Raw genomic sequence first — 5,511 nt, forward strand, 5'->3', positions numbered from 1 at the left:
TGCGCCCGCCGGCGATCACGCGGCCGCCCGCGGCGGCGATCGCGATGGCCGTGGCGCGGCCGAGGCCCGACGAGGCGCCGGTGACGAGATAGGTGCCGCCGGCCAGGCAGCGATCGGAAAAGACGGTCATGTTTCGATGGTGTCGACGACGGCGAGCGGCCCCGTCACGAGCGAGGCCGAAGCCCACGAATAGCCGACCCCGAAGCCGAACATCGCCAGCCGCATCGCGCGCGTGGCGAGCGCCTCGCGCAGGTCGGTGGTCATCAGCAGCGGGATCGAGGCGCAGCTCGTGTTGCCGTAGGCGTTCAGGTTGAGGGGCACGCGCTCGGCCGGCAGCCCGGCCTTCTTCGCGAGATGCTTCAGCATGAACAGGTTCGCCTGGTGGAACAGGAAGGCGTCGTGGCCGTCCACGCCGTGCCCCGAGAGCTCGAGCGTGCGCGCCACCAGCGGCGGGATCCGCTTCAGCGTGAAGTTGAAGATCTCGCCGCCGTCCATGTACAGGTGCGCGGGCGAGCGGCCCGCCAGGCGCGGATCGTCGGCCGGCGCGGGGCGGCAGCCGCCGGCCGGCACGATCAGGTTCGGCGCGCCGCCGCCGTCCGAGCCGATCACGAAGTGCGCGTCGGGCGCGTTCGGGTCGGCTTCGAGCGCGGTGACGGTGCCCGCGTCGCCGAACAGCAGCGCGGTGGCGCGGTCCTCGGGATCGACCAGCTTGCTGATCGTGTCGCCCACCGCCAGCAGCACGCGCCGCGCCGCGCCGCTGCGGATCAGGTTCATGCCGAGCCACAGCGCCTGCGGATAGGCCGAGCAGCCGAGGTTGATGTCGAGCGCGATGGACGCGGCCGGCAGGCCCAGCGCGGCCTGCAGCACGAACGCGGTGCCGGGCAGGCGGTAGTCGGGCGTCTGCGAGACGAAAAGCACCGCATCGACGTCCTCGCCGCGCCAGCCCAGCCCCTGCAGCAGATGCGCGCCGGCCGCGCGGCACAGGTCGCCGGCCGTCTGGTGCTCGGCCGCGCGGCGGCGGCGTTCGACGCCGATCATCTTGACCACGTCGCGCACCGCCGCCTCGCCGAAGCGCTCGACGAACGCCGTGTTCGGCACGTCCTGCGCGGGCAGGCACGACACCACGCCGGCCAGGCGGACGCCGCCTGCGCGCAGTTCCCGGCCGATCGGGGCGAGCGGCGCGTTCAAGCTCAGCCCTTCTGCGCGGCGATCAGCGCGTCGATGTCGGCGACCGTCTTGCACTCGCCGAGCGCCTGGCCGCTCAACAGCACGCCGAAGCAATCGTCGGCCAGCGCGATGGTCGAGACGATCGCGAGCGAATCCCAGTTGTGCTCGGCGAGCACCAGGGCGGGCGACACCTCGGCGGTATCGATTTCGAAGACTTCCGCGAGACCTTCGTAGAATGCGTTCATTGCGTTTCCTGCTAACAGTTCAACAGACAGCCGGCCCACGAGTAGCCGACGCCGAATCCGAGCAGCATCGCACGCGTGCCGCGCGCGAGCCTGCCGTCGGCGCGCAGTTGCTCGAGGGCGAGCGGCAGCGTCGACGACACCGTGTTGCCGGTGTGCTCGACGAGGATCGGAAAGCGATCCTCGGGAATCTTCATCTTCTTGCGCAGCGCTTCGAGCATGAACCGGTTCGCCTGGTGCAGCACGAAGCAGCCGATGTCGTCGCGCGCGAGGTTGGCGCGCTCGAGCAGCCGGTCGGCCGCGCGCGGCACTTCGGCCAGCGAGAACGCCATCACCTCGGCGCCGTTCATGTACAGGTGTTCGTCGGTGCGCACGTTGCCCGAGGCGTCCTCGCGCTCCACCGCGCTGGCGGCGCTGCGCGGCTCGCGGAACAGGCCCGCGCGCACGATCAGGTTGCCGGCGCCGCGCCCGTCGGTGCCGAACACGAACGGGCCGATCGGTTCGGCGCCGCCCGCGTCGCCGTGTTCGTCCACGCCGATCGCGGTGGCGGTGGCGCCGTCGCCGAACAGCGTGCGCACGCTCTTGTCGAGCGGGTGCAGATATTTCGAATAGGTGTCGGCCGTCAGCAGCAGCACGCAGCGCGCCGCGCCGGTTTCCACCAGGCCCTTGGCCAGCGACAGCCCGTAGACATAGCCCGAACAGCCGAGGTTGACGTCGAACGCGCCCGCGTGGGTCGGGATGCCGAGCCGGTGCTGCAGGATGCAGGCCGAGGCGGGCAGGATGTAATCGGGCGCCTGCGTGCAGAGGATCACGAAATCGATCTGCGCCGCGCTCACCGTGCCCTTCGCGAACAGCCGCTGGGCGGCCGCGAACGCGAGGTCGGACGCGGTTTCGCCGTCGGCGGCGATGCGCCGTTCGCGGATCCCCGTCTTCGCGAGGATCTTCTCGGCCGGCCACTCGGGATAGAGCGCCGCGAGCGCGTCGTTGCCGAGCACGCCGTCGGGAAGATGGCTCGCGATGTCGAGGATCGCGGCGCGCGAATTCATCGGCCGGCCTCGGCGATCAGCGACACGACGCGCTCGATGTTCGCGTCGGTGAGCGCCGGATAGATCGGCAGGCACAGCACGCGGCGCGACACGTCGCGCGCGACCGGCAGGTTGTCCGGATGCGCGGAAGGCAGCCCGCGGTAGTTCGGAAAATCCGAGATCAGCGGATAGAAATAGCGGCGGCTGTAGATCTCGTGATCGCGCAGGTGCTCGTAGAGCGCGTCGCGCGAGAGCGGGAAATCGTCGTCCACCAGCACCGGGAAGTACGAGTGATTGACCACTTTCGCGTCCACCGGCGGCACGCAGCGGATGCCCGGCACGTCGGCCAGCAGTTCGCGGTAGCGCGCGTCGATCTCGGCGCGGCGCGCGAGCGCCGCATCGACGTGCTCCAACTGCAGCAGCCCGAACGCCGCGTTGATCTCGCTCATCTTGGCGTTGATGCCGGGCGCCACCACCGTCACTTCGTCCACGAAGCCGAAATTCTTCAGGTGATCGATGTGCTGCTTGGTCTTCGCGTCCGGGCAGATGATCGCGCCGCCTTCGAAGGTGTTGAACACCTTGGTGGCGTGGAAGCTCAGGATCGACAGGTCGCCGTGCACCAGCACGCTGCTGTCGTGCATCTGCACGCCGAACGCGTGCGCGGCGTCGTAGATCACCTTCAGGTTGTAGTTGTCGGCGATGCGGCGGATCGCTTCGACGTCGCACGGCCGGCCATAGCAGTGCACCGGCATGATGGCGGCCGTCTGCGGCGTGATGGCCGCCTCGATCTTCTTCGGATCGAGGTTCAGCGTGTGCGGATCGATGTCGACGAACACCGGCTTGATGCCGTTCCACAGCAGCGAGTGCGCGGTGGCGACGAACGAATACGGCGTGGTGATCACCTCGCCCGTGATGCGCAGCGCCTGCAGGGCCGTGACCAGCGCCAGCGTGCCGTTCGTGAACAGCGCCAGGTGCTTGACGCCGAGATACTCGCAGAGCGCCTTCTCGAGTTTCTGATGGAACGGGCCGGCGTTGGTGAGCACCTTGCTGTCCCAGATCTGTTCCAGATACGGCAGGAACTCGGCCAGCGGCGGCAGGTGCGGCTGCGTCACATAGATGCGCTCGTCGACGACAGGTTCGACTTCGACGGCGCGCAGCGGCAAGGCGTTCATCGTGCTTCTCCGGTGAGAACGGCGGGTTCGGCGGCTGCCGCGCTGGATTCGGCGGAGCGCTCTGGCACCGTGAACGGTGCGGCCGGCTCGCCGGCGCACCAGCGCCGCCAGGCCATGCGCATCGCGTCGGCCACGCCCTGCGCGACGCGCGGGGGCTGGAAGCTCGTCATGTTGCGGCAGCGTTCGCGCATGCTGCTGCGCAGGGCGGCCAGCTCCTGCGGATTGTTCGCGAAGGCCACGGCCTTGGCGACGAAATCGTCGGTGTCGCGCGCCACGAACTGGTCGAGGCCGGCCGACGACATCCACACCGCGCCGGCGCTGCCCGCGAGCGTCGCGCCGCGGATCGTCACGGTCGGCACGCCCATCCAGAGCGCGTTGAGCGCGGTGGTCGAGCCGGTGTACGGGAACGTGTCGAGGCAGAGGTCGACGTGGTGATGCTGTTGCAGATAGACGGCGATCTGCGCGCGCGGCTGCAGGTCGAGCCGGTCGTGCGCGATGCCTTCGGCGGTGAACCAGTCGAGCAGCATCTCCGTGCCGCCGTCGTTCGGAATGGCCCCGATCCGCATCCGCGCATTCGGCACGGCGTGCAGCACGCGCGCCCACACCGCGATCACGTCGTGACGCAGCTTGTTCAGGCGGTTGAAGCTGGCGAACGTCACGTGCCCGTTGTGCAGCGCCGGCAGCAGGTTGACCGGCGGCGCGTGCTCGGCCGGCTTGAACGTGCTGTTGGCCGGCATGTGGATGATCTTCTCGGTGAACTGGCGCTCCATCTCGCCGAACGGGATCGCGTGGCGGTCGGCCAGGTAGTAGTCCATCGCTTCCAGGCCGGTGGTGCCCGGATAGCCGATCCACGAGATCTGCACCGGCGCAGGCTTGCGCGCGAACACCGGCAGCCGGTTGCGGCCGGTGTGGCTGGACAGGTCGAGCAGGATGTCGATCCGGTCGGCGCGGATGCGGTCGACCAGACGATCGTCGGTGAAGCCGGCCACCGTCGTCCAGTGCTGCACGCAGGCGCGCAGCCGCACCGTGATCTGATCCTCGAGCGTGTGGTTGTGATAGACGTGCAGCGAGAACGTCGGATCGTCCTTCAGCGTTTCGAGGATCGGCAGTGCGTACGAGGCCACCGCGTGATTGAACATGTCGCCCGACACGATGCCGACGCGCAGCTTGCGCTCCGGATCGCGCTTGTTGGCATGGTTCGGCCAGCGCGCGAGATACGGCGCCTCGTGGATCTTCGCGAACTCGCGGTGTTCGGCGAACAGCGCCGCGGTATCCAGCCCCGGGTTGTGGGTGCGGCAGAACAGCAGGTTGCTGTGCACCGCGGCGTCGCGCGGCGCCAGTTCGTGTGCGCGGCCGAAGCAGGCCTCGGCTTCGGCGGTGGCGCCCAGTTCGCTGAGCGCGACGGCCAGCGAGCCGTGCATCTGTACGGAATTCGGCGCCAGTTCGACCGAGCGGCGGCCCGCCTCGATCGCCTCGACGGTCCGGCCCGCGGCCGTCAGCGTGGCGTTCAGCACGCGCCACATTTCGGCGTTGTCCGGATCGAGCGCGATCGCGCGGCGGATCTCGCGTTCCGAATCGGCGAGGCGGTTGGCGAGGCGCAGCACGTCGGCATGCAGCAGGCCCATCGCGACGTCGCTCGGATCGAGCGCGGTGGCTTGCGCGAGCGGCTCGATCGCTTCCAGATACTGGCCGTCCTTGTGCATCGCGTTGCAGAGCGAGCGCCAGGCCAGGTTGCTCGACGGGTAGCGCTGCGTCAGCGAGCGCGCGAGCTTGATGGCGTCGCCGTAGCGTGCCTTGTTGTAGAGCGCGTTGAAGCGGCTCATGTCCTGCGTGGTCGGGTGGCGCAGCACGCCGCCGCGCGTTTCGGCGGCGGGCGCCGCCGCCGCGGCTTGCGCGCGGGCCGGC

General features: G+C 69.5%; 5 protein-coding genes and 1 pseudogene. All 6 read right to left on the reverse strand.

The window, feature by feature from the left end; all coding sequences use genetic code 11:
• Window positions 1-130 (reverse strand): annotated as a pseudogene (locus G3N92_RS30275) (short-chain dehydrogenase); the annotation flags it as partial.
• Window positions 127-1,188 carry a ketoacyl-ACP synthase III gene (locus G3N92_RS30280; protein WP_206131231.1) on the reverse strand — a complete coding sequence of 354 codons (1,062 nt, stop codon included), beginning with the start codon at window positions 1,186-1,188 and terminating at the stop codon, window positions 127-129. The gene G3N92_RS30280 and the pseudogene G3N92_RS30275, both read right to left, overlap by 4 nt.
• 2 nt (window positions 1,189-1,190) lie before the next feature.
• On the reverse strand, window positions 1,191-1,412 hold the full coding sequence (locus G3N92_RS30285) for an acyl carrier protein (RefSeq protein WP_206131232.1): 222 nt from the start codon (window positions 1,410-1,412) through the stop codon (window positions 1,191-1,193).
• 11 nt (window positions 1,413-1,423) lie between these two features.
• Window positions 1,424-2,455, reverse strand: coding sequence for a ketoacyl-ACP synthase III (locus G3N92_RS30290; protein WP_206131233.1), 1,032 nt, complete (start codon window positions 2,453-2,455; stop codon window positions 1,424-1,426).
• A complete protein-coding gene (locus tag G3N92_RS30295; RefSeq protein ID WP_206131234.1) occupies window positions 2,452-3,606 on the reverse strand; it encodes a DegT/DnrJ/EryC1/StrS family aminotransferase in 1,155 nt (384 codons plus the stop codon). The genes G3N92_RS30290 and G3N92_RS30295 overlap by 4 nt, the downstream gene beginning before the upstream one ends.
• Window positions 3,603-5,511 (reverse strand): tetratricopeptide repeat protein (locus G3N92_RS30300; RefSeq protein ID WP_206131235.1); only part of this gene is annotated, 1,909 nt, incomplete at its 5' end. The genes G3N92_RS30300 and G3N92_RS30295, both read right to left, overlap by 4 nt.

The sequence above is a fragment of the Burkholderia sp. Ac-20379 genome (assembly GCF_017104645.1).
Lineage (GTDB): Bacteria > Pseudomonadota > Gammaproteobacteria > Burkholderiales > Burkholderiaceae > Burkholderia.